This is a genomic window from Crossiella sp. CA198 (assembly GCF_052078295.1).
In the GTDB taxonomy this organism is placed as follows: Bacteria; Actinomycetota; Actinomycetes; order Mycobacteriales; family Pseudonocardiaceae; genus Crossiella.
In genome coordinates, this window is record NZ_JBQJIM010000023.1 from 164,750 (window position 1) to 186,014 (window position 21,265).

Here is a 21,265-nt window from a genome sequence, read left to right on the forward strand (position 1 = left end):
GTCTCCCCCGCGCACCACCCGCGTTTCTCGTTATCAGCCCAGGGTTTCGCGGACCTTGCGGGCCGCGGTGACCAGGTGCCGCAGGGCGGGCTCGACCTCGGCGTAACCGCGGGTCTTCAGCCCGCAGTCCGGGTTGATCCACAGCCGCTTGGGCGGCACCGCGGCGGCCGCGGCGGCGACCAGGTCGATGACCTCGTCCTGGCTGGGCACCCGCGGGGAGTGGATGTCGTAGACGCCCGGACCGACGCCGCGGCTGAAACCGGTGGCGCGCAGGTCTTCCAGCACCTCCATCTTGGACCGGGCGGCCTCGATGGTGGTCACGTCCGCGCCGAGACCGTCGATGGCGTCGATGACCTCGCTGAACTCCGAGTAGCACAGGTGGGTGTGGATCTGGGTGCCCACCGCGGCCCCGGCGACCGCGAGCTGGAAGGAGCCCACCGACCACTCCAGGTACTCCGGCTGGTCGGCCGCGTGCAGTGGCAGCAGTTCGCGCAGCGCGGGCTCGTCGACCTGGATGATCCGGATGCCCGCGGCCTCCAGGTCGGCGATCTCCTCCCGCAGGGCCAGCGCCACCTGGTCGGCGGTCTGGCCCAGCGGCTGGTCGTCGCGGACGAAGGACCAGGCCAGGATGGTCACCGGGCCGGTCAGCATGCCCTTGACCGGCTTGCCGGTCAGCGACTGGGCGTAGCTGGCCCAGTCCACGGTGATCGGCCTGGGCCGGGTGACGTCGCCGTGGATGATCGGCGGCCGCACGCAGCGCGAGCCGTAGGACTGCACCCAGCCGAGTTCGGTGGTGGCGAAGCCGTCCAGGTGCTCGGCGAAGTACTGCACCATGTCGTTGCGCTCGGGCTCACCGTGCACCAGCACGTCCAGGCCGATGTCCTCCTGGAGCTTGATCACCCTGGCGATCTCGGCGCGCATCCGCTCCTCGTACTGCGCCTGGGTGAGGTCCCCGGTGCGCAGGCCGGCCCGCGCGGTGCGGATCTCGCCGGTCTGTGGGAAGGAACCAATGGTGGTGGTGGCCAGCGGGGGCAGGCCCAGCAACGCGTCCTGGGCGGCCGCGCGCTCGGCGTAGGGCGCGCGCAGGCGGTCCGCGGGCCGCAGGGCCGCCACCTTGGCGCGCACCGCGTCGTCGCGCCGCGGCTCGGCGGTGGCCTGCACGGCCTGCTCCGCCCACTCGCCGGTGGCGCCCTCGCGCAGTGCCCGGCCCAGCAGCACGACCTCGCGCACCTTCTGCCGGGCGAAGGCCAGCCGCGAGCGGACCTCGGGCGCCAGACCGGTCTCGGCGTCCAGGTCATAGGGCACGTGCAGCAGCGTGGACGAGGTGCCGACCACGACCTCCTTGGCGGCGCCTGCCAGGGAGACCGCCTTGGCCAGCGCCTGGCGCAGGTCCGCGCGCCACACGTTGCGGCCGTCGATCACCCCGGCGACCAGGGTCTTGTCCCGCAGCGCAGGCACGCTGGCGATGCCCTCGGTGCTCCCGGCCACCAGGTCGACCGCGATGGCCTCGACAGCGCTCCCGGCCAGCACCGGCAGTGCCGGGCCGAGTGACCCGTAGCAGCCGGTGACCAGCAGCTTCGGCCGGTTCGGCACCGCGGCGAGGCGGTCGTAGGCGCGGCCGAGCGCGGCCAGCTCCTCCTCGGTGCGGTCCGCGGCGAAGGCGGGTTCGTCGAACTGCACCCAGGACACCCCCTCGGTGGCCAGTGCGCCGAGCAGCTCGACGTAGACGGCAAGGAGGTCGTCCAGCCGGGCCAGTGGGTCAGCGCCCTTGGCCAGCAACAGGAAGGTGACCGGGCCGAGCAGCACCGGGCGGGTGTCCACGCCCAGCGCCCTGGCCTCCCGGTACTCCTCGATCGGCTTGCCGCCTGCCAGGAAGAACACGGTGTCCTGGTCGATCTCGGGCACCAGGTAGTGGTAGTTGGTGTCGAACCACTTCGTCATCTCCAGCGGCGGCACCTCGTCGGTGCCCCGCGCGGCGGCGAAGTAGGTGTCCAGGTCGTGGTCCTGGCGGAAGCGTGCCGGGACCGCGCCGACCAGGGCCGCGGTGTCCAGCACCTGGTCGTAGTAGGAGAACGTGTTGGAGGGGACCGAGTCCAGTCCCGCGTCGTGCAGTTCCAGCCAGGTGGAGGTGCGCAACTCCTTGGCGGTGGCGAGCAGGGCGTCCCGGCCGATGCGGCCCGCCCAGTACTGCTCCACCGCGCGCTTGAGTTCCCGGCGCGGACCGATCCGCGGATAGCCCAGGACGGTGGCGCCGATACCGCTGGTCACAAGCTCTCTCCTCGCGAGCGTGCGGGAGTCCGGATTGGTCCCAGGGCACGCCGGCGGGCGGCACGAAGCCGCGTCCGCACAAGCCCACCCGAGAGGCTTCCGGACCACCGTGAACCCGGCGGGCTCACGGACCAGTGGCAGGTCTTCGGACTCACGGGCGCCGTGCTCGCTCCTACCGGCCGTCGCTTCCCACGCTCGCGCGCAGTGCTTGATGACGGCTTTCGTTCCCGTTCACCGCTGCGGGGCAGTCCCGGATTCACACCGGGTTCCCTCTTGCCTCGCCAAGCCGTTCCACGGCCGGGCGAACCACCAGCCACGCGAGCGTAGCGCACCGCGGGAGCCTCGCTCAGGATCTGGGATTTTCCTTACGACCCACCGGCAGGACGGCGCAGCAGGTAGGAGTCCATGATCCACCCCTTGGCGTCGCGGGCGCGTTGCCTGCTGGCCACGATCTGTTCGGCGACCTCGGCCAGCGGCCCGGCGATCAGGATCTCGTCCGCGGTGCCCACGTAGGCGCCCCAGTGGATGGTGGCACCCGGTTCGTCCAGGTGTTTCAGGAAGGTGTTGCCCGCGTCCAGCATCACCAGCACGTCGTCGACGCCCTCGGGCCAGCCCGCGGCCAGCCGCCGTCCGGTGGTGATCTGCACCGCACCGGCGATCTGGTTGAAGGTGATCCGGTGCCGGGCGGCCAGCGCGGACAGGCTGCTGATGCCGGGCCGCACCCGCACCTCGAAGTCCGCGCCGCCGGCCAGCACGCCCTCGACCACCGCGATGATGCTGTCGTAGAGCGCGGGATCGCCCCAGACCAGGAACGCCCCGGTCTGCTCGGGACCGAGGTGCTCGGCGATCATCCGGGCGCACAGCTCGACCCGCCGCGCCCGCCAGTCCGCCACCGCTTCGACGTAACCGTCGTAGTCGCGTCGCCGTTGCGGATCGTCCACCCGCGCCACCCGGTACCCGCCGCCGGGCACGTGCGTGTCCAGGATGACCTGGCGCAGGTCCGAGAGTTCGCGCGCCTGCCCGGCCTTGTCCAGGAAGAACACCACATTGGCGCGCCGCAGCGCGTCCACCGCCTCCACCGTGATCTGCCCGGGATCGCCCGCCCCGATGCCGACCACCTCGACCACCCGCCGCACCCGTACCCCGTTCCTCGCCGTCCCAGTGCACCGATTGTCCGTCACAACGGATCTCGCAGTTCTCCCCGGAGTCGGCTCGATGGGGTGGCCCTCGGGGCAACTAGCCTTTTCAGGCCCTGGACCAGCCAATACTGGCCCAATGTCCTATCGCGACCTGACGGATGAGACGGCCTACGACCGGCAGCGGCTGGCGGGTCTGTCCCGCCGCGGACTGCTCCGGTTGACCGCCGGTCTGGGGGCCGCCGCGGCGTTGTCCGCGACCGCCGGACCGCTGGCCACCGCGGCCGATCGCCCGGCCACCATCGTCAAACCGTTGCCGCCCGAGCTGTTCATCCCGCACGGCACCAACGCCGAGATGCGCTGGGAAGCCATGCGTGGCCAGGGCCATCTGGTGCCCACCGACCGGTTCTTCGTGCGCAACCACACCGGCACCCCGCTGATCGACGCGCGCAGCTGGCGGCTGCGGCTGTTCGGCACCGGCCTGCACGGCGCGCCGGGCCGGGACCGGGCGGTCGAGTTCAGCTACGAGGACCTGCTCGGCATGCCCGCCGAGTCGAGCACCGCTTTCGTCGAGTGCGCGGGCAACGGCCGCAGCTTCTACGGCTCCCAGCAGGGCACTCCGGCCCCCGGCACCCCGTGGACGCTGGGCGGGGTCGGCGTGGCCCGCTGGCGCGGTGTGCGGCTGGCCACGGTGCTGGAGCGGGCCGGGCTGACCGGGGCCGCGGTGGACGTGCTGCCCAGCGGCCTGGACCCGGAGTTCGTGGACGGGCAGGTCAACCTGGGCCGGGTGCGCAGGCCGCTGCCGGTGGCCAAGGCGCTGCGGGACACCCTGCTGGCGTATGAGATGAACGGCGAACCGCTGCCGCCCGACCATGGATTCCCGGTGCGGCTGATCGTGCCGAACTGGACCGGGATCTCCAGCATCAAGTGGGTTGGCGAGATCGAGGTGGCGGACCGGCCGCTGTTCTCGCCGTGGAACACTCAGTTCTACCGCCTGTTCGGCCCGAGCTACCCGCAGGAGGGCAGCGCGCCGCTGACCAGCCAGGTCACCAAGAGCGCCTTCGAGCTGCCGCGCGAGGCCCGGCTGGCCGTGGGGCGGACGCGCCTGCTGACCGGGCGGTCCTGGTCGGGCGCAGGGCGAGTGCGCGGGGTCCGGATCAGCACCGACGGCGGCGCGAGCTGGCGACCCGCCCACCCCCGTCGCCTGAGCCGGGACCAGGCGTGGCTGCCGTGGACCTTCGCCTGGCGGCCGGAGCGGCCGGGCCCGTACACGCTGCTGGCCGAGGCCACCGACAGCACTGGCGCGACCCAGCCGAGGGAGGTGCCGTTCAACCGGTTCGGCTACCTCTTCGGCGCGGTGGTGCGGCACCCGGTGACGGTCGGCTGAAACCCGCTCGCTTCACCGGCCCTGCCCCGGGCACGCTGCCGGACGTGCCACCAGCGTTCATCCCGGGTGTGGAACTCGCCGCCCGCCTCTACCGGGAAGCCGTCCGCCCTTTGCTGGACCGGCATTTCCCCGGGCTGGCGCACAGCGCGGCGCTGATCGGCCCCGGCTCCGAGGTCCTCGGCTTCGACACCGCCCGCTCCACCGACCACGACTGGGGACCACGCCTGCAACTGTTCCTGCACCCGACTGACCTCGCCGAACACGGCGTGGAGGTGTCCGGACTGCTGGCCGAGCGGCTGCCCACCGCGATCGCCGGTTACCCGACCAACCTGGTCCCGACCGGCGAGCGGGGCACCCGGCACCTGCGCCCGACCAGCGGACCTGTCCAGCACGGGGTGGAGATCGCCGACCTCGGCGCCTGGCTGACCGGCCGGCTCGGCTTCGACCCACGAGACGGGATCAGCACCCGCGACTGGCTGGGCACGCCAACGCAGGCACTCGCCGAGGTCACCGCGGGCGCGGTCTGGCACGACGGCCTGGCCCAGCTCGAACCGGCCCGGCGCGCGCTGGCCTGGTACCCCGACGACGTGTGGCGCTACCTGCTGGCCTGCCAATGGCAACGCCTCAGCCAGGAAGAACCCTTCCCCGGCCGTTGCGCGGAGGTCGGCGACGATCTTGGTTCCGCGATTATCGCCGCCCGGCTGGCCCGCGACCTGATCCGGCTGTGCCTGCTGCTGAACCGGGTCTACCCGCCCTACGGCAAATGGCTCGGCAGCGCTTTCGCCCGCCTGCCCTGCGCCGCCCGGCTGACCCCACTGCTCACCGCCGCGATCGCCGCCACCGACTGGCCGGACCGCGAACAGCACCTCAGCGCAGCCAGCGCGATGGTGGCCGCCCTGCACAACGACGCCGCTCTCACCGACCCGGTCGATCCCAGCCCACGCCCGTTCCACGACCGCCCCTACCTCGTGCTGCACGCCGAGCGCTTCACCGCGGCCCTGCGCGCCACCATCCGCGATCCCGAGCTGCGCGAACTGCCCATGGATCGCGGATTTCACTGATCGGCTGTACCGCTGAGCCGATCATCGGTGCCACGGTGAGTGGTCAACATCGTCCGCGAAGGGAATCACCACCGTGACTACCGCCCTGACCTCCTTGTGACCCACGCCGCGCAGAGCTGGGCGACCCAGGACATCGCCGAGGACTACGACACCTGGGACGACGGGGCATGCTGGCTGCTCGGTTACCCGTTCGTGCCCGGCGAACTCGGTCTGCGGGCCGGGAACCGGTTGCTGGACCTGGGATGCGGGCCGGGCACGGTCACCAGGTGGTTCGCCGACCGGCACGCCATCTCGGTGGTGGCAACGGATTTCTCCGCGGCCATGCTGGAGATCGCGGCCAGGCAACCCCATCCGCGGATCGACTACCGGCTCAGCGAGGCCGATCTGCTGCCGTTGCCGGATGACTCGGTGGACGCGGCGATGTCCTGCTTCATGTTCATCTGCGTGCCCGAACTCGACCGGCTGCAGCGGATGGTCGCCGAGGTCAGCCGGGTGCTGCGGCCCGGCGGACGGTTCACCGTGCTCGGCCCGAATCCGGCGCAGGCCAACGGCGAGTTCAGCGGGTTCCGGCGCGGCGTGCCCGGCCACAGCTACGCGGCCGGTGAGCCGTTGCCGGTCCAGGTACAGCGCACCGACGGCAGCTGGATCGGCACGGTGGACGTGCACTGGCCGGAGTCGACCTACCTGGAGCTGTTGACCGGCGCGGGTTTCCGGGTCATGTCCCGGCGCACCCCGCGACTGGCGGACGCGGCCGGGGTAGCCGATCCCGGGCTGCTGCGCGCACGCAGCTGGACCGCCGAACGCGACCGCGCGCCGTTCCTGCTGATCACCGGCGAACTACCCGCCTAGGTCCAGCCCGCACCTCGCCGGCGTGTTGGCCGTTGTCGTACACGGTGTTGGCCGATCTGGTACGCCCTTCGGCCAACACACCGTCCACAACGGCCAACACACCGTACGACAACGGCCAACACGGTGGGGGCTTAGATCACCTCGAAGTTGGCCATCATGGCCATGTCCTCGTGTTCGGCGTTGTGGCAGTGGAAGACATAGCGTCCGCGATAGCCCTCGAAGCGGGTGATCACCTCCACCGCCTCGCCGGGGCTCAGGTCGACGGTGTCCTTGAGGCCGCCGTCGAAGGGCCCCGGCGGGCCGCTGCCGCGGGAGAGGATCTGGAATCCCACCAGATGCAGGTGCACCGGGTGGTGCACATCGGCGACGAACCGCCAGATCTCCACGTCGCCGAGCCGGGGCCGGGCGGACATCCGGTCCGGGGCAAAGGGTTCGCCGCCGACCACCCAGCCCGTCCGGCCGTGCACCTGGCCCGCGGTGAAGGAGAAGTCGCGGATCGTGCCGGCCTGTGATCGGTGCAGCGGGGCGATTTCGCTGAGCTGGGGCGGGATCCGGCTGTCCTCCCGCGCGCTTCGGGTGACGATGAACCGCATGACCAGCGCGGTCGAGCCGGTGCCGAGGCGGTTCACCAGGGTGACCCGGGCGCCGACCGGGTAGCGGCCGAAGTCCACGATGACGTCGTAGCGCTCGGCCGGGGCGATCGGGAGGTGGTCGTGTGCGCGTGGTGCGTCGAGGAGCCCCTGGTCGCTGCCGATCTGGACGAGGCCCGCGCCGCCGGGTGGTGGCGGGTCCAGGGCCAGGTCGTAGCGGCGGGCGTTGGAACCGTTGAGCAGGCGCAGCCGGTGCCGGGTCGCGGTCACCTCGTGCACCGGCCATGGCGCGCCGTTGACCAGGATGACGTCGCCGAAAACGCCTTCCACGTACTCGGGTTCGACGCCGGGCACGCTGCGCAGGCTCGGATCCAGGGCCGGGTAGGCGAAGGCGCCGTGCTCGTCGAAGGCGCGGTCGGCGATCAGCAGCGGCAGTTCCCGGTCGCCCGCGGGCAGGCCGAGGGCGTCTTCCTCATCGTCGCGGACCAGGTGGAAACCGGCCAGGCCCCGGTACACCGCGGGACCGGTGAAATCCATCCGGTGGTCGTGGTACCAGAGCGTCGCGGCCCGTTGGCGCAGCGGGAAAACGTAGTCGCGGGAGCCGCGGGTCACCCGGGCGCGGGCGTCGGCCATATCGTGGCCGTGCCCGCCGGACCAGCCGGTGACCGGCAGCACAAGATCGGTGGGGTAGCCGTCGGAGTCGGCGGGGGTGTGACCGCCGTGCAGGTGGACCACGGTGGGCACCGGAAGTTCGTTGCGGTGGTGGACGATCGTGGTCCGGTCCCGGCGGGATTCGATGGTGGGTCCGGGGAAAGTCCCGTCGTAGCCCCAGATCGGGGTCCGCACGCCGGGCAGGATCTCGGCCGTGGCCGCGCGCTGGGTGATGGTGTGGTGATCGGCGTCAGCTGTCCTTTGTGGACTGAGCACCCGGGGGATCGGTAGTGGGACCTGGAAAGGCTCCGGCAACGGGATCCGGGAGCGCAGCAGCTCGCCGGTGCCGGGGGCGTCCGCGCGCAGCAGTCTCGGGGCGACCAGTCCGGCGGTGAGCAGGACGCCCGCGCCACCGGCCAGGCCCAGGAAGGTGCGCCGGGGGAGTCGGCCGCTCATCGCGTGGTCCCGGGGTGCGGGCGCCACACGGCGATCGTGGTCAGCGCCATCGCGGTGACCAGGGCGACGCCCAGCGGCAGGTGCAGGTCCAGGGCACCGGCCATACCGGCGAAATACTGCCCGGTCTCCCCGAGGGCGATGAGCAGGCTGACCCAGAACAGCCAGCGCGGTCCACGGGCCAGCCACAGCACCAGCGCGGCCAGCAGCTGCGCGTAACCCAGGTAGGACACCGCGTCCGCGCCCCAGCGGTGCAGCCAGAGCATGTCGTAGTCCCCGGCCAGATAGCCACCGGCGAACACCGGCTGGCCGATGATCGCGACGGTGTGCGCGCTCACCAGCACCCGGCACACCAACAGCGTTGTCACGGTTGTGGTCACGGGACCGAACCTAGGATCGGCCGCCTTATGCTGTCCAAGACAAGATTGGTTATCTGTTCATAACAGACAAGGCATCAGCAGTGGATCTTCTGGCACTCCGCCACTTCCAGACCCTCGCCCGGCTGGAGCACGTCGGCCGGGCCGCTGACCAGCTGCGGATCGCGCAGCCCTCGCTGAGCCGGACGCTGACCCGGCTGGAGCAGGATCTCGGCGTGCCGCTGTTCGACCGGCACGGCCGCCGGATCCGGCTCAACCGCTTCGGCAGCGCGTTCCTGCGCCGGGTCGACCGGGTGCTGGCCGAGCTGGACGACGCCCGGCAGGAACTCGCCGACGCGGCCGGGCTGGCACGCGGCATCGTCGCGGTGGCCACCGAAACCCTGCTGCCGCTGACCGAGGTGCTGCGGACCTTCCTCGCCAGGCACCCGCTGGTGGACGTGCGGCTGTTCCAGTCCGCGGCCACCGGCATGGCCGACCAGCTGCGGACCGGCGAGGCCGACCTGTGTATCGGGTCGCAACCCTTGCCCGGCAAGGACATTCACACCCAGGTCCTGCTGGACGAACCGGTACTGCTGTGCGTGCCCACCGGACACCGGCTCGCCGGCCAAGGGCGGATCAGCGTGGCCGAGCTGACCGGCGAGCCGTTCATCACCACCCCGCCCGGCTACTGGCAGCGCACACTGGTCGAGCGGCTGTTCGCCACGGCGGGCGCGGATCTGCACGTGGTGTGCGAGGGCGAGGAACCCGAGGGTATCTTCCACCTCATCGGCGCCGGGTTCGGCATTGGGCTGGTGCCTGCTTTCGGCCGCCGGATCGGCCTGCCCGCGAACGTGGTCTGGCTGGAGGTGGCCGATCCAGGCTGCCACCGGGTGCTCAGTGTGGCCTGGCGGCAGGACAGCTACCTTTCCGTTGCCGCGCAACGTTTCCGCGACCACACGATCGAGCAGTTCAGCGCAGTGCTGCCCTGATGGTCTCGCGCAGCCAGCGCTGGGCCGGGCCGGCGTCCAGCCGGGCGTGCCAGCACAACCATTGTGGACTCAGCGGATCGCGGCGATGAGATTGGCCAGCTGTGGCTGGAAATTCGCCACCCGGGTGTAGTAGTCCGGGGCTGACGGCGAGGCGCTGGCCGACCAGGAGGCCACGCCCGCCAGCCTGCCGCCGACCACCACTGGGGAGCCGCTGTCGGTGGCGCGCAACCGGATCGCCCGGTCCGCGCCAACGCACAGGTAGGAATCGGGGTCGTAGCTCAGGCCCCACCAGCGCGGCGGCATGAAGCGGACGCTGTCCGCGGCCCGCCGCACGCATTCGGCGTCCTCGGCCACCGCGGTCGGGGCCTGCCACAGCAGGGGGTCGTCGGCGGGGGACATGCGCCAGCCGTACACGGTGGCGCTTTCCCCGCCCTTCGGCCCGGTGCCGGGATCGGCCAGTGGGAGCACCGGGGTGTCCAGGGGTTCGGCCAGGGTGATCAGGCCGATGTCGGCGGGCGCCAGCGCGACCTTGCCGAACACGCCGCCGAGGAAGGACTCCTCGGCGATTCCCTTGGGGTAGGCCGGATCCCGCCAGATGTTGGCCACCCGCACGATCCGGCCCGCGGTGCCGCGCAGGTCGTCCCGGCCGACGGTGACGGTCAACTCGGCCGGGCTGGCCTGACCCAGGCAGTGCGCGGCGGTGACCACGGCCCTGGGCGCGACCAGGGTGCCGACGCAGAGCTTGTTGCTCGGAGAGTCGGCGTAGGTGACCGGATTGCCGATCACCACCACCCACGGCACGGCCGAAGTGGACACCTGGGCGCTGCCCGGAATGGGATCGGGCTGCGGCCGGGTGTACTCCCAGCCCAGGAACGGCGCGTAGAGCAGGATCGGGACCAGCAGCACCAGGATCGGGCCCAGCACCCACCACCGGCGCCGCCGGGACCGGGTCTTCTTCTCGATCATCACGAGAGGATAGCGGCCGGGTGTTGTGCCCGCAGGAGAATCAGGACACGGCGGCGGTGAGCAGGGCGGCGGCCGCGGCCCTGGCCGCCGTGGTGGCACTGGAATCGCGGTCGGTGCGGGTGGCGTGGCCGGTGCCGTCGTAGAGCAGGTGCAGCTGGTGCGCCAGCGCCGCCGGGTCCCGGGCGCCCGCCTGCCCGGCGAGGTCGGCGAACAGCTCGCGGACCCAGGCGCGGTACTCCCTGGTGGCCTGCTCCACCCGGTCGCCGGGGTGGGATTCCGCGCTGGCCCGGTGGAAGGCGCAGCCGCGGAAACCGCTGTCGGCGTAGGCCTTGGCCTGCGCGTCGAAGATCGCCAGTATCCGCTCGCGCGGGGTCCCGGCGGCCTCGACCGCGGCCAGGATGCGCCCGGACATCTTGTCCTGCCTGCCCTTGAGGTAGGCGTGGATCAGCTCGTCCTTGCTGCCGAAAGTGTTGTACAGCGAGGCTTTCGCGACCCCGGCGTGCTCGATCACCCGGTCGATGCCCACCGAGCGCACGCCCTCGGCGTAGAACAGCTCGTCGGCCGCGGCCAGCAACCGCTCGCGGGCGGACACCTTGGCCGCCATCCCCACCACTTCCCTCGAATCCGGACCGGACAACCAGGCTACAACCGGGACAGCGCCGGTTCGGGATCACCCGCCGGTACCGGGGTGAACAGCCGCACCAGGGCCAGCAGCGCCAGTGCGATCAGCACCCCGCCGTAGATCAGCGTCGCGCCGACCAGACCCGGACCGTGCACCACCAGCACCCCGGCGGCCACCGCGGGCAGCCCGAAACCGAGGTAGGACACCACGAACAGCAGTGAGAGCACCCCGGCCCGCTGATGCGGCCGCGCCAACGGCACCGAGGTGCGCAGACCACCCTGGAACCCGGCGCCGAAACCGACCCCGGCGATCGCGGTGCCCAGGAAGAACAGCGACAGCGTGCCGATCTCCAGCGCGATCAGGGTCACCGCCACCCCGATGATCAGCGCGAACACCCCGGTGCGCATGGTGAGTTCGGGGGAGCGGTGACGCAGCACCACGGTGGTCAGCGCCGCGGTGCCGGCCATGGTGAACAGGGCCAGCCCACCCAGCAGCGGGGAGTCGCCCCCGCCGAGCTTGGCCACCAGGGCCGGGCCCAGCGCGCCGTAGAGCCCGGCCAGCGCCCACACCGCGAACAACACCGGCGCCGCGGTGAGCACCGGCGACCGGACCGCGGCGGGCAGCGTGATCTCCGGGCGCAGGCTGGCCAGCGCGCCCGGCGCCCGGCTGACCGTCTCCCGCATCAGCGCGATTCCCAGTCCCTGCACCAGGAACACCACCAGCAGCACCAGGTAGACCAGTTCGGTGGGTGCGGGCAGGTAGCGCACCAGCAGGGCGGAGAACAACGCGCCGACCGCGGTGCCGATCCCGGGCGCGACCGCGTTGGCCAGTTGCCCGCGCCGGGCGTCCAGGTCGAGCATGCCCGCACCCAGCGCGCCGAGCGCGGCCCCGGTGGCCAGCCCCTGCACCACCCTGGCGACCAGCAGCGCGCCCACCCCGTCCGCGGTGGCGAAGACCAGCATCGCCGCGGCCTGCACGACCAGCGCCACCAGCAGCACCGGCCGCCGGCCCAGGTGGTCGGACAGCTTGCCCAGCACCAGCAGCGCGGCCAGCACGGACACCGCGTACACGCCGAACACGACGGTGGTGGTGATCGGCGAGAAACCCCAGAGTTCCTGGTAGCGGGCGTACAGCGGGGTCGGTGCGCTGGAGGAGGCCAGCAACGAGACGACCAGCGAGGCCAGCAGGTACAGCGCCGCCGAGTCCGGCAGCCGGCCGACCCGGGGCAAGGTGTGGGCCATGCCCGAACCTCCGATTGAGTAGACAGGTCTGTTCAGTCCTGACCGACCATAGACAGGTCTGTCTACCTCGGCAAGTGGTGCTGCTGTGACGCGGATCGCGAAATGTTCGAAATCATCTTGTGGGGTGCGGCATTTTATGGAAACTCCGCTTTTGTGTGCCGTTTGATTAGCCAGTTCGGCGTATTTCCCGACCGAGGTCGTTCCCGATAGCGTCCCCGCCGTTCTTTTATTTTAGATCTGGCACTCATGAGGAGCGGATTAGATGAAAACCAGGTCCCGCTGGTCGAGAATGGCCACAATGCTCGCCTCGATCGCCGGAATGGTCGCTTTTGGTGGCATAATTGCCGTCGCGCCCGCCGCCGCCGAGCCGGTCAAGGCGCCGATCGCCGCGCCTGCCGGTCCGGCCTTCACCGGCTGGGTGTGCGCGGGCTCGCCGATCCCGGACGGGCACGTGATCACGATGCTCAACGCCAACGGGTGCAGCCGGGGCGGTTCCTGGTACCTGGAACCGGCCCGCAACGGGCAGTGGACCTGTCTGGGCTCGCCGCTGCCGGTGCCGTACGTGATCACCATGCTGAATCCGAACGGCTGTGGCGGCATGGGCCGTTACATCGAGCAGCCGCGTAACGGGCAGTGGACCTGCCTGGGCTCACCCATCCCGGACGGCTACGTGATCACCATGCTGAACCCCAACGGCTGCGGTGGCATGGGCCGCTACATCGAGCTGCCGCGAGACGGCCAGTGGATCTGCCTGGGCTCGCCGATCCCGCCCGGCTACGTCATCCAGCGCACCAACCCCAACGGGTGCGGTGGCATGGGCCAATACATCGTGCGCGCCCGCGCCGCCGCCTGACCGGAACCGACTCCACCCCGGGGTGGAGATCGCCGGGCCGGGTCCCACCCGTGCGCCGAGGCGACTCCACCCCGCTCGTCCCTAACGTCGTTGGCGCCCAACACCTTCACCCAGTGAGGCGCCGATGACACTCCCGATCCCGCGCAGCTGCCCGTTCGCCGAACCACCCGGGTACGCCCGGCTGCGCGCGGGCGCTGCCCCGCTGGAGCGACGGCGCCCGTTCCTGGACACCGATCCGCCCGAGCACGGGGATCCGGCTGAGCTGCCGTGCAAACCGGAAGCCATGGTCTTCGGCCTGGCCAGCCCGCCGGTGCGGTGGTGAGCCCGATGACCCGCCACCGGCTGACCTGGCTGCTGGGACTGGTGCTGGACCTCGGCCTGTCCCCGCTCACCTTCTACACCGGCCGCCTGCTCGGCTTTGACAACCTGGTGTGCCTGCTGGCAGGCGCCACCGCGGTGACCCTGCGGGCCGGTTACCTGCTGGGTGTGCGCCGCCGGGTCGACCTGCTGGTCGGCCTGATGCTGGCGACCAGCCTGCTCGGCCTCGCCGTCGCCCTGCTGACCAGCGATCCCCGGCTGGTGCTGCTGCGCGACCCACTGACCTCGGCGCTGATCGCGCTGGTCTTCCTGGCCACCTGCCTGACCACTCGCCCGGCCCTGTTCCACCTGGCGAAACGCCTGCGGGACAACGGAACCGAGGACTGGGACCGTCGGATCAGCACCGAAGCAGGGTTCCGCCGCCTGTTCCTGATGCTCACCGCGGGATGGGCAGGCGGACTGCTCGCCACCGCGGCGCTGCGGGCGGTGCTGATCTACCGGCTGCCGGTCGAGGTGATGGCGGGGCTGAGCCAGGTGATCGAACTGGCCACGATCGGGTCGCTGGTGGCCTGGACGGCGTGGTTCCGTCGCAGGCAGCGGCGAAGCCGTCCACAGTGGACGGAAACAGCGATGGCAAGGAGAGAGTTCTCCTTGCCCCCTTCAACTTATAGCTGACCGGGGGGCTTGCGGCAAGACCCGGGGGGTGCCGCACACTCACCCGCCGACAGGGAAGAACCAGCGGAAATGGGGAATCGCGAAGTGCGTGTCTTGTTGACGACGGTGGGATCGCGCGGGGATGTCGAGCCCTTGGCCGGGCTCGCGGTGGCGTTGCGGGAACTCGGCGCGGAGGTGCGGGTGTGCGCGCCGCCGGATGCGGACTTCGCCGCGCTGCTGGCGCGGACCGGGGTGCCCTTGGTGCCGCTGGGTCCGGAGGTGCGACCGGTGGTCGCCGGGGACAAGCCGCCGACCGCGGCGGACGCGTTCCGGTTCGCGGCCGAGCTGGTGGACGCCCGGTTCGACACGCTCAGCACCGCGGCGCGGGGATGTGATGTGCTGCTGGCGAGTGGATTGATGCCCGCCGGGGCGCGGGATGTGGCCGAGCAGCTGGGCATCCGCTACGTGTTCGCCTGCTTCCAGCTCTACGGACTGCCGTCGCGGCACTTCCGGCCGGGCGTGCGGCCGGGCACACCCTCCCCGGCGGCGGAGACCGACAACCGGGTGCTCTGGCAGCAGGACGCCGAGCGGGTGAACGACCTGTACGGCCCGGCGCTCAACCGCCGCCGGGCTGCGCTCGGCCTGCCGCCGGTGGACAACGTGCGTGACCACGTCTTCACCGACCGGCCGTTGCTGGCGGCGGATCCGACGCTGTGCCCGTCGGCGGGCCTGACCGATCTCGACCTGGTGCAGACCGGGGCGTGGCTGCTGCCTGATGACCGGCCGCTGCCCGCCGGGCTGGCGGAGTTCCTGGACGCCGGTGCGCCGCCGGTGTACGTGGGTTTCGGCAGCATCGCCGCCTACGTGCCCAAGGACATGGCCCAGGTGGCCATCGCGGCGGTCCGCGCGCAGGGCCGCCGGATCGTGCTCGCCCGCGGCTGGGCGGGCCTGGCCGCGGTCGACGACGCCGCGGACTGCTTCGTGGTCGGCGAGGTCAACCAGCAGGCGCTGTTCGGGCGGGTGGCCGCGGTCGTGCACCACGGCGGCGCTGGCACCACGACCACGGCCGCGCGCGCCGGTGCGCCGCAGGTGGTGGTCCCGCAGATCGCGGACCAGCCGTACTGGGCGAGCCGGGTGGCCGAACTGGGCATCGGGGTGGCGCACGCCGGACCGGCGCCGACCGTCGAGTCGCTGTCGGCCGCACTGGACACGGCCCTGACCGCCGGGGTCCGGGAGCGGGCGCGGGCGGTGGCGCGGGAGATCCGCCCGGACGGGGCGACGGTGGCGGCGAAACTGCTGCTCGGCTGAGTTCGCCCGGCCCGCCGATTTCCGGCGAGTTGGGCCAACTGGTACGCCGGTTTGGCTGAAGTGGGCGTGCCAGTTGGCCCAAGTGGTACCGGGCCGGGATTGTCGGTGGTGGGTGCGAGGATCCTGGTATGACCGCAGCCCGGAAGCTCCCGCCGACCGCCCTGGATCCGCTGACCGCCGTGCTCCAGGCGGTCGCCGTGCGCACCGCGCGGCAGTTCGAGGAACGCAACCTGACTATCCGCCGTTCCCGGGTGGTGCACGGGGTGGCGCCGAGTAAATGGATGGCCGGGGTGGAGTTACCCGGGCCTGCCTGTCACGTCGGGGTCGCCGGGTGGGCGCTGGAGGACATGCACCCCAGCACCCGGCCGGTGACCTGTCGACGGTGCCTGCGCGGCAGCGGGCAGCGGCTGGCGCCGCCGCTGCGGCTGGTGGACCAGCTCGCGCTGCCCCTGGACGGCCAGGGCTGAGTCAGTCCTGGCTGGTCAGGGCCTGGTAGAGCGGGCGGAGCAGGTCGGTGAGGCCGACACCGGCCACGGTGGTGGTCAGGGGCGGGAGTTCGTCGAGCACCGGGCCGGGTTGATCACCTCGGGTCGGGGCTGGGGCGGCGCCGTCCGGGGTGGGCCAGTCGAAGAAGTCGTCCAGGACCGCGGTCAGCGGTGGGGCGGCGGCCTTTGCCGGTTGTGGGCCGGTGACGCCCAGGCGGGAGCGGAGTTCGGTCAGCAGGGTGTCCCGGTCCCGGCCGCGCAGGGCGAACAGGCGGAATGGGTCGGCCCGCACGGCCCTGGCGAGCACGGCGAGGGTGGCGTGCAGGTGGCCGCACGGGGTGGCCGGGGCCGGGCAGGTGCAGTCCAGCGCGGCCTCCTGCGTGAAGTCCGGCAGCAGCGGGTGGCCGGTGTCGGCGCAGGCCGGTTCGACGGTCAGCGGGACCTCGCCGGTGAGCAGGGCAGTGGCCAGTCGGCTGTCCGTGGCCAGGGCCTGGGTGAGTGCGGCCCAGGCGGGTTTGCCGTGCACCGGGACGGCGATCCGGGTCTGGTGGCCGCGGGTGCGGGTGGCGCGTACCTGGGCGGTGACGACGCCCGCTCCGACGGTCAGGCCGCTGACCTTGTCGCACCAGAAGCCGGAGCTGGGGTCGGCCAGGAAAGTGTTGACGCCCAAGGGTTCCAGCGCCTGGCGCAGTCGTTCGTCCCAGTCCGCGGGGTCAGTCATCGGTGGCCTCCTCGCCCAGCTGGAACATCTCCCGCAGCGAGGTGTCGGACAGCTCGGTGAGCCAGTTCTCCCCTGGCACCGAGACCAGGTCGGCCAGGTCGCGTTTGCGGTTCATCAGGGCGTCGATGCGTTCCTCGATGGTGCCTGGGCAGAGGAATTTGCGGACCTGCACGGTGCGGTGCTGGCCGATCCGGAACGCCCGGTCGGTGGCCTGGGCCTCCACCGCCGGGTTCCACCAGCGGTCCAGGTGGAAGACGTGCGTGGCGGCGGTCAGGGTCAGGCCGGAACCACCCGCCTTGAGCGAGGCCAGCAGCACCGGCGGGCCCTCGCCGGACTGGAAGCGCTGGACCGTCTCGTCCCGGTGCCGGGCGGACTGGCCGCCGTGCAGGTGCGCGATCCCGGTGCGCAGGCGGTCGGCCAGGTGCGGGGTGAGCAGGCGGCCGAACTCGGTGAACTGGGTGAAGCACAGCACCCGGTCGCCCGCGGCCAGCACGTCGGCGAGCAGCTCTTCCAGGCGGGCGACCTTGCCGGAGCGGTGGCCCAGCGGGGAGCCGTCGTGCAGCAGGTGCGCTGGGTGGTTGCAGACCTGTTTGAGCTTGGTGATCGCGGCCAGCACGTTGCCCCGGCGGTTGATGCCGTGACTGTCCTGGATCCTGGTCATCATCTCCTCGACGATGGTCCGGTAGAGCGTGCCCTGCTCCCTGGTGAGGCGGTACTCCTCGGTGAGTTCGATCTTGGCCGGGAGTTCGGGGGCGATGGCCGGATCGGTTTTGAGCCTGCGCAGGACATACGGCCGGGTGAGGCGGCGCAGTTCGGCGGCGGCCACCGGGTCGCCGCGCAGTTCGATCGGGGTGGCGAAGCGTTCGCGGAAGTCCTCGCGGGACCCGAACCGGCCGGGGTTGAGCGCGTCCAGCAGCGCCCACAGCTCGGACACGCCGTTCTCCATCGGCGTGCCGGTGAGCGCGACCCGGTGCCGGGCGGTGAACCGGCGGATCGCCCTGGCCGCCCCGGTGCGCGGGTTCTTCACGGTCTGCGCCTCATCCAGCACCAGCCGGGCCCAGTCGACCTCGGACAGCGCGTCCACATCGCGGGAGGCGGTGGCGTAGGTAGTGACGACCAAGTCAGCCTGGCCGAGCAGGGCGGTCAGGTCGCGGGCCGGGCCGTGGTGCACCCGCACCCGCAGCCCCGGCGCGAATCGGGCGGCCTCGCGTGGCCACATGCCGAGCACCGCGACCGGGCAGAGCAGCAGCGTCGGCCCGTGCCCGCCCTTGGCGCGTTCGAGTGCTTCCAGGGCGAGCACCTGGATGGTCTTGCCCAGGCCCATGTCGTCGGCCAGGCACACGCCGATCCCGGCCTCGGCCATCAGCGCCAGCCAGGCCACGCCGCGGCGCTGGTAGTCCCGCAGCTCGCCGTGGAACTCCGGTGGCAGCTCGACCGGCCGCAGGGAGAGGGACAGCTTGCCCGCCAGGAGGTCGGCCAGCCAGCCCTCGGTGCTGATGCCGGTGATCGGCAGTGGCAGGCCGGGCAGTTCGGCGCCGTCGGGGCGGTGCAGCAGGGCGAGGACCTCGGCGACGGTCGGTACCCGGGGTTTGGCCCGGTGCGGGTCGCGGCGCACGTGCGCCAGGCCGAGGCGCAGGTGTTCGGCGTCCACGCTGACCCAGTGCCCGCGCAGCCGGACCAGGTTGGTCTTGGCGGCGACCAGGTCCCGCAGTTCGTCCTCGGTGAGCACCTCGTCGCCGACCGAGACCGACCAGCGCAGGGTGCCCAGTTCCTCCCGGCTCAGCCGCCGTTCACCGGCGATCCGGTCGGCCGGGGCGCTGTGCGCGGACAACCGCAGTCCGGCTCGCCGCCGTCCGCCCCAGGAGGCGGGCAGCTGGACCTCGAACCCGGCCTCGGTGAGCCGTTGCGCGCCGCTGACCAGAAACTCCTCGGCTTCGGCCACGGCGAGGTCGTAGCTGCCGGGCCGGGCCCCGGTGATCGCGGGGGCGAGCATGGGCAGCACGAGCGCGGCCCGGCCCAGTTCGGCGGCCAGGAGGCCCTCGGGGTCGGACAGGAACGGGTGCCCGCGGCCGGACCAGACCTCGGCCGCGGGCAGCAGCAGGCTGGGATCGGCGGCGGCACGCAGGTGGAAGGACAGCTGCCAGTGGGTGCCGTCGCCGGTCTGGTCGTCGGGGTCGCCGCCGGGTTCCGGGGCGGAGAGGGTGCGCAGTTCGGACAGGCGCACGCACACGGTGCCCTCGCCGAGGTCGGTGTTGGCCTCGGCGTCCCAGGCCCCGATGGCGTCGGCGACCACCTTGTGCGCGGCGGCGGGCAGGTCGGCCCGGCCGTCGGCGGCGCACAGTGCCCGCAGCCACACCTCGATCGGCCCGTCCCCGCCGGTCAGCGGCAGGTCCGCGTGCGCGAGCCGGTCCCGCACCGCGGCGTCCACCAGTGCGCCCAGGGCGTCCTCGACCAGCATCGCCGGGTCCGCGCCGTCGACTCGCTCGGACTGTTCGGCGCGGCCGATCGGGGGCAGGGCCTGGGCCAGGCGCTGGGCCGCGACGGCGTCCAGGCCACGCAGCACCGGCCGCCAGCGAGCGAGCGCGCCGTCCCCGGCGGGCACGATGGTGGGCAGCACCCGGCCCCGGTGCGCCAGGTCGAGGGCCAGGCGGTACACGGCCCGCAGGTGCTGCACCGAGGTGCCGTAGCGGATGCCCTCGGCCGGATCGTCGAGTTCGGACGGGTCGACCAGCAGCGCGGGCACCGACCAGGGCTGCAGGGTTACCGGTTGGTCGGTACGGGCGCGGTGCTCGCGCGCGAGATCCGGTGACGGCCGGGGCCCGTTGGGTCGGGAGGGCAGCAGCAGGGTGGCCGGGACGGGCTTGCCAGGGTGCAGCGCGATGAGTTCGGCGGTGGGCGCGGCGAACGGGTGCGGGCGTACCGACCAAGCGGTAGGGCGCATGGCGGTGGTGGCCGGGCGGCGCGGGCTCTCCGCCCACAGCAGCAGGCCCCGGCCCGGCGACCACAGGCCGTGCACGGCCAGGGGTGCGGGCGGGCCGGCCGGTGCGGTCATGTGGCCCAGTCTGCTCGGTCGCACTCAGCAACCGGTCAGCAGCCGGTCATCCTGCCGTTCAGCGATGCCTGAAACATGCTGGCCGAGCGGATTGGCCGGGTTACCGTGCCGACCGGCAGCTTCGATCCCAGCTCTGGGGGCACCATGGACCGTCGAACCATGCTTTCTCTCGGCGCCGCCACCGCGGCTCTCGCGATGACCGGTGAGGCCGCGGCCTCACCAGGACCGCGCGTACCGTCGGATGCCGCACTGGCCCGTTCGCTGGGCGGCAACTTCCGCAGCGCGCACGCCGAGGTCAACGGCACCCGCCTGCACTACGTCATCGGCGGCGCGGGCGCGCCGCTGGTGCTGCTGCCCGGCTGGCCGCAGACCTGGTGGGAGTTCCACAAGATCATGCCCGCGCTGGCCAAGCGGCACACCGTGATCGCGGTGGACCTGCGCGGCATGGGCGGCTCCGGCAAACCGGCAGGCGGCTACGACAAGAAGACCATGGCCACGGACATCCACGAGCTGATCCGCAAGCTCGGCCACCAGCGGGCCGATGTGGCCGGACACGACATCGGCGCCATGGTCGCGCAGAGCCTGGCCGCGTTTTTCCCCAGCACAGTAAGGAAACTGGCCCTCCTGGACGTCGCGCACCCGGATGAGGACCTGTACCAGCTGACCCTGATCCCACGTCCCGGCCAGCCGTTCTTCCCGTGGTGGTTCGCCTTCAACCAGGCACAGGGCCTGCCGGAACAGCTGATCGCCGGCCGCTCCCGGCTGCTCATCGACCACTTCTGCGACATGCTGCTGGTCAACCGCGCCGCCGTCAACGACCGCGACCGGGCGATCTACGCGCACGCCTACGCCACCCCGGAGGCGGTCCGCGCGGGCAACGGTTGGTACCAGGGCTTCGTCCAGGACATCGTGGACGAGAAAACCCACGGCAAGCTGGCCATGCCCGTACTCGGCCTGGGCGCGGGCCCCAACTACTGGTTCCTGGCCGATCACCTGCCGCGCAAGGCCACCGACGTGCGAGTGGTGGAGATCAAGGACTCCGGCCACTACGTCGCCGAGGAACAGCCCACCGCGGTAACCGCCGAACTCGACCGCTTCTTCGCCTAGCCCGCAACTCGCCGCCGTGTTGGCCGTTGTCGTACCCAGTCTTGGCCGAACTGGTACCACTTGGGCCAACTGGTACGCCCACTTGCGCCAACCCGGCGTACCAGTTGGGCCAACTCGCCGTCCGGAACGGCCAACTCGCCGTCCACAACGGCCAACAGTGAGGATGGGGTTGCATCCGTGAGGATGTACCCGGTGGTC

General features: G+C 71.9%; 19 protein-coding genes and 1 riboswitch. Of the genes, 10 read left to right on the plus strand and 9 right to left on the minus strand.

Annotated features, from left to right (window positions below):
• Positions 1-33: 33 nt before the first annotated feature.
• Both metE and cobF read right to left on the minus strand, forming a co-directional pair.
• A complete protein-coding gene (metE, locus tag ACTOWY_RS33380; RefSeq protein WP_441313580.1) occupies positions 34-2,268 on the minus strand; it encodes a 5-methyltetrahydropteroyltriglutamate--homocysteine S-methyltransferase in 2,235 nt (744 codons plus the stop codon).
• A 119-nt stretch (positions 2,269-2,387) separates the two neighbouring features.
• Positions 2,388-2,594: riboswitch (cobalamin riboswitch) on the minus strand.
• A gap of 39 nt (positions 2,595-2,633) precedes the next feature.
• Positions 2,634-3,404 carry a precorrin-6A synthase (deacetylating) gene (cobF, locus tag ACTOWY_RS33385; RefSeq protein ID WP_441313581.1) on the minus strand — a complete coding sequence of 257 codons (771 nt, stop codon included), beginning with the start codon at positions 3,402-3,404 and terminating at the stop codon, positions 2,634-2,636.
• Positions 3,405-3,543: 139 nt separating this feature from the next.
• Between cobF and ACTOWY_RS33390 the strand changes: the two genes are divergently transcribed.
• The 3 genes from ACTOWY_RS33390 to ACTOWY_RS33400 all read left to right on the plus strand — a co-directional run bounded on the left by ACTOWY_RS33390 (position 3,544) and on the right by ACTOWY_RS33400 (position 6,701).
• Positions 3,544-4,791: a sulfite oxidase gene (locus tag ACTOWY_RS33390; protein ID WP_441313582.1), complete on the plus strand. Its 1,248-nt coding sequence runs from the start codon at positions 3,544-3,546 to the stop codon at positions 4,789-4,791.
• Positions 4,792-4,835: 44 nt separating this feature from the next.
• On the plus strand, positions 4,836-5,852 hold the full coding sequence (locus ACTOWY_RS33395; RefSeq protein WP_441313583.1) for a DUF4037 domain-containing protein: 1,017 nt from the start codon (positions 4,836-4,838) through the stop codon (positions 5,850-5,852).
• A gap of 96 nt (positions 5,853-5,948) precedes the next feature.
• Positions 5,949-6,701, plus strand: a complete 753-nt coding sequence (locus ACTOWY_RS33400) for a class I SAM-dependent methyltransferase (RefSeq protein WP_441313584.1) — start codon at positions 5,949-5,951, stop codon at positions 6,699-6,701.
• Between the two features lie 131 nt (positions 6,702-6,832).
• Here ACTOWY_RS33400 and ACTOWY_RS33405 read toward each other — a convergent pair whose 3' ends face one another.
• A complete protein-coding gene (locus tag ACTOWY_RS33405; protein WP_441313585.1) occupies positions 6,833-8,398 on the minus strand; it encodes a multicopper oxidase family protein in 1,566 nt (521 codons plus the stop codon).
• Positions 8,395-8,775, minus strand: coding sequence for a hypothetical protein (locus ACTOWY_RS33410; protein ID WP_441313586.1), 381 nt, complete (start codon positions 8,773-8,775; stop codon positions 8,395-8,397). Before ACTOWY_RS33410 ends, ACTOWY_RS33405 begins: the two co-directional genes overlap by 4 nt.
• A gap of 80 nt (positions 8,776-8,855) precedes the next feature.
• Here ACTOWY_RS33410 and ACTOWY_RS33415 point away from each other — a divergent pair, with 80 nt between their 5' ends.
• Positions 8,856-9,740, plus strand: coding sequence for a LysR family transcriptional regulator (locus tag ACTOWY_RS33415; RefSeq protein WP_441313587.1), 885 nt, complete (start codon positions 8,856-8,858; stop codon positions 9,738-9,740).
• Positions 9,741-9,809: 69 nt separating this feature from the next.
• Here ACTOWY_RS33415 and ACTOWY_RS33420 read toward each other — a convergent pair whose 3' ends face one another.
• The 3 genes from ACTOWY_RS33420 to ACTOWY_RS33430 are packed head-to-tail and all read right to left on the minus strand — an operon-like array spanning position 9,810 to position 12,569.
• Complete coding sequence (locus tag ACTOWY_RS33420) at positions 9,810-10,706, minus strand: S1 family peptidase (protein ID WP_441313588.1); 897 nt, start codon at positions 10,704-10,706, stop codon at positions 9,810-9,812.
• Positions 10,707-10,746: 40 nt separating this feature from the next.
• A complete protein-coding gene (locus ACTOWY_RS33425) occupies positions 10,747-11,310 on the minus strand; it encodes a TetR/AcrR family transcriptional regulator (protein WP_441313589.1) in 564 nt (187 codons plus the stop codon).
• A 38-nt stretch (positions 11,311-11,348) separates the two neighbouring features.
• Positions 11,349-12,569 (minus strand): MFS transporter, encoded by a 1,221-nt coding sequence (locus ACTOWY_RS33430; RefSeq protein ID WP_441313590.1) that lies wholly within the window; start codon positions 12,567-12,569, stop codon positions 11,349-11,351.
• A gap of 262 nt (positions 12,570-12,831) precedes the next feature.
• Here ACTOWY_RS33430 and ACTOWY_RS33435 point away from each other — a divergent pair, with 262 nt between their 5' ends.
• The 5 genes from ACTOWY_RS33435 to ACTOWY_RS33455 all read left to right on the plus strand — a co-directional run bounded on the left by ACTOWY_RS33435 (position 12,832) and on the right by ACTOWY_RS33455 (position 16,169).
• Positions 12,832-13,422 carry a hypothetical protein gene (locus ACTOWY_RS33435; protein WP_441313591.1) on the plus strand — a complete coding sequence of 197 codons (591 nt, stop codon included), beginning with the start codon at positions 12,832-12,834 and terminating at the stop codon, positions 13,420-13,422.
• A 124-nt stretch (positions 13,423-13,546) separates the two neighbouring features.
• Positions 13,547-13,744 (plus strand): hypothetical protein, encoded by a 198-nt coding sequence (locus ACTOWY_RS33440; protein WP_441313592.1) that lies wholly within the window; start codon positions 13,547-13,549, stop codon positions 13,742-13,744.
• Between the two features lie 5 nt (positions 13,745-13,749).
• Positions 13,750-14,415, plus strand: coding sequence for a VC0807 family protein (locus ACTOWY_RS33445; protein ID WP_441313593.1), 666 nt, complete (start codon positions 13,750-13,752; stop codon positions 14,413-14,415).
• A gap of 84 nt (positions 14,416-14,499) precedes the next feature.
• Entirely contained in the window at positions 14,500-15,702 is a 1,203-nt protein-coding gene (locus tag ACTOWY_RS33450; protein ID WP_441313594.1) for a glycosyltransferase, read from the plus strand.
• A gap of 128 nt (positions 15,703-15,830) precedes the next feature.
• Positions 15,831-16,169, plus strand: a complete 339-nt coding sequence (locus ACTOWY_RS33455) for a hypothetical protein (protein WP_441313595.1) — start codon at positions 15,831-15,833, stop codon at positions 16,167-16,169.
• Between the two features lies 1 nt (position 16,170).
• Here ACTOWY_RS33455 and ACTOWY_RS33460 read toward each other — a convergent pair whose 3' ends face one another.
• Both ACTOWY_RS33460 and ACTOWY_RS33465 read right to left on the minus strand, forming a co-directional pair.
• Positions 16,171-16,908 (minus strand): SWIM zinc finger family protein, encoded by a 738-nt coding sequence (locus ACTOWY_RS33460; RefSeq protein WP_441313596.1) that lies wholly within the window; start codon positions 16,906-16,908, stop codon positions 16,171-16,173.
• Positions 16,901-19,960, minus strand: a complete 3,060-nt coding sequence (locus ACTOWY_RS33465; RefSeq protein WP_441313597.1) for a DEAD/DEAH box helicase — start codon at positions 19,958-19,960, stop codon at positions 16,901-16,903. The genes ACTOWY_RS33460 and ACTOWY_RS33465 overlap by 8 nt, the downstream gene beginning before the upstream one ends.
• 159 nt (positions 19,961-20,119) lie before the next feature.
• On the opposite strand from ACTOWY_RS33465, the gene ACTOWY_RS33470 reads away from it, so the two are divergent.
• Positions 20,120-21,067 (plus strand): alpha/beta fold hydrolase, encoded by a 948-nt coding sequence (locus ACTOWY_RS33470; protein ID WP_441313598.1) that lies wholly within the window; start codon positions 20,120-20,122, stop codon positions 21,065-21,067.
• Positions 21,068-21,265: the final 198 nt, after the last annotated feature.